This window comes from Nocardia sp. NPDC049220, assembly GCF_040647855.1.
Classification (GTDB): domain Bacteria; phylum Actinomycetota; class Actinomycetes; order Mycobacteriales; family Mycobacteriaceae; genus Nocardia.
Window position 1 is genome coordinate 1 of the sequence record NZ_JBEZDA010000051.1, and the last position, 2,842, is coordinate 2,842.

A 2,842-nucleotide genomic window follows, 5' to 3' on the forward strand; every position below is an offset into this window, starting at 1 on the left:
CGTAACAGTCACGCCAACGATGAATAACAACAAAATGCGGCTTCATAACAGTCCTCGACACATTCGAACGACTACAACAACGTTTGGGACCGAAGTCGGGCGGGTATAAGGTGTTCGGGCCCGAAGTCGGGAAGACATGACAGGCACGGCACTCGGGCAGTCCGAGACCTCGACAGCATGGGAAAGAAATGGGAAGTGTTGTGCGCGTGACGAGACAGGCGATGCCGATACCCATCTGGGCCATACGCTTCCCAAAACAGCTGAACCCCACAAACTTCGGAGGCTACGACACGGATGGGACGTGCCATTCTCGGTCATAGCCAGCGTGAATGACATGTGAATCTAGCTGGTGGTTTCAGGTTCGGACTTCTGGTCGGGGATGCCGTCCTCGGCCGCACCATTACCCCCTACGCGGCGTCTTCGATGATGCTCTCCTTGCGCGCCCGGGCCGAAGCAGATGTGTCACACATTACGACGGCATCGCGATGGGAGCTATCGTGGATGCGCACGAAATCCCGCAAGAATTCGCAGATATTTTTGTGCGTAGCGCACGGGAAGTGCTGGGGCGCAGCAGAGTTGGTCGCGAGGAGTGCGGCAAACGGCCCGCGCGACCGCGTTGACGGTCAGCCCGCCGACGGTGAGCGCAGCACCGCCGCACCCAGCCAGTGTGCAGCATGCAGGGCAAGTTGCAGGTCAAGGGTGCGATCCCGGTTACCGAAGGTGTGCCCCGCCAATTCCAGTGCTTTCTGTACCCGGTACTGGATCGTGTTGCGGTGCACTGTCATTTCCTGTGCGGCCGCCATATAGCTGCGATTGTTCGCCAGGAACACCCGCAAGGTTTCGCGGAGCCACAAGTTCCGCGGGTCATCCACGACCAGCTCGCCGAGGTATTCCGCCACGAATGCGCGAAGCCGTGCCATATCGCCGACCATCAACACTATCGAGGCCACCTGAGGGTAGGAAACCACCCGCGGAGCCTTATCACCCGCGATCACCGCAACAGCGCGAACACGGTCGGCCTGCCAGGTGCCGCGACGGAAGCCCGCCAGGCCAGCCGCCGGCTCCGCGATCGCCACCCGCACCGGCAAGGCTTTCGCCGACACCGCGCGGTCGATTTCGGCCACATCGACCTCGACGCTGTCCGGGACCGACATCCACAGCCGCACTTCACCTGCGCCTAGCGGCACAGTCAACGTCTGCTCGAAACTGTTCAAAGCTGTTGACAGTACCGCGCGAAGGTCGTCCAGAACGACTACCGCATCGTGCGACGAGACCGACGAATCCGTCCACGCGGTAGCGGCGACGTGGATGCCGGTCAACGAATAGTCCAATATCGCCTCGGCCTGATCGACATCCGTCGCCGATCCGGCAAGTACCTGCGTCAGCCATCGGCGGCGCCGGCCGCCGCGGCTGCTTACCCAACGGTCTCGTTCTCGGTCGTACACCGTCTCGACCTGCTCGCACACCAGGTCCGCATAGCACGTCGTCCGGTTGACCAGTTGGATTATGGCGCAAACGCTCTCCTTACCTGCCAGCTCCACCGCGCACCGCATCAGAGAATCGGTGAACCGAGCGTGCCCGAGCCGATATGGCCGAAGCAGTGTCGACACCGGTATATCTCGTCGAGCCAGTTCGCTGGCATACTCGAGCACACTGAAGGGGGCCCGCGCGTCTTCCGCCGGTGTGTCGTTTCGCATGAAATTCAGCACCGCTAGGACGTTCTCGGTCGCGCCCGCCTCGAGCAGTCCGCGCATTCGCGCGTCGAAATCAAAGGTCCGAACCTGTGCCCGCATCACCGCGCAGAAGTCGCCGATCAGACCTTCGCGATTCCGAAGAACCTGCCGCACCACCGCGCGAACGATCTCGTCACCATTTCGGCCCACACCCTTACCTCCCACCGCGTCACCAGCACGACGCGAAACCAGCAAACCGTACATCCGCCGGTGCGGTGCAGGTGCGGATTCGGCAGCGGTCGACGTCGGAATAGGCATCGCGGACCCGGCGAGGGCATCGCCCGCGGATGGTCCGCGCGCATGGCCGCCGGAAAAACGTGATAACGACTTTGCCTGCGCAGCAATGTTTTCCGGCGATCGCGGACAACAATGTCATGGCGGTGGCGAGAGCGCCGTCCGCTGGTCGGCATTCTTGTCAGCGGCCACTGTCCATTGACGGCGATGGCGTACCGCCTTCTGGGAATAAGCGGGAAGACCCGGCCCGCAACATGTCCGGGTCTTCCGGGCCAACTGCGGTCAGTGGTGGCGTAACTCCAGTCCTCGGCGCACGCTCCAGCACTCCAGGCGAGCGATACGACGGATACGCGGGTCGAGCCCGATCAGTTCAGTCCCGCATAGGAGTGCAGCCCACTGATCACCATGTTGATGAACACCCTTTCCAGCGTTTGCTGGCGTTGGCGAGTACTGGTCCCAACACAAACAGGCTGGTAGCCACGATGCTGGCGTTGGCGTCAGTCGGCCTTGATGGACTGCGCTGCATACCCTGCGCATACTCCTTTACCAGAGGCGAGATGCTGGCCGCGACACGCCCCCGCCAATCACACGAAATCCAATTCGGTGCGATTACGCTCATCGTGACTACTCAATACGACAGCGAGCGTAATCGCGCCGACCTCGCCAGGTCAGCATTTCAACAGCTCAGAGGCATCGAGAGCGCTTCAGATCGCTCGCAACTTGTCGACCTTGTCAGGTTTGTCACCCGCGCTCGGCGCGATCACCTCGTACCCCCAACTCTCTTAATACTGCAACGTCACTCGCGTGGATTGGTGCTGGTAGACCTGTCGGGTGATGTTGGATCGGCTGGTGGCTGAGCTGGATTCGTTGATGGT

1 protein-coding gene is annotated in these 2,842 nt (G+C 61.5%); it reads right to left on the minus strand.

Going from position 1 to position 2,842, the window contains the following annotated elements:
* Positions 1-623: 623 nt before the first annotated feature.
* On the minus strand, positions 624-1,883 hold the full coding sequence (locus tag AB0C34_RS31475; protein WP_357081075.1) for a helix-turn-helix domain-containing protein: 1,260 nt from the start codon (positions 1,881-1,883) through the stop codon (positions 624-626).
* Positions 1,884-2,842 lie beyond the last annotated feature (959 nt).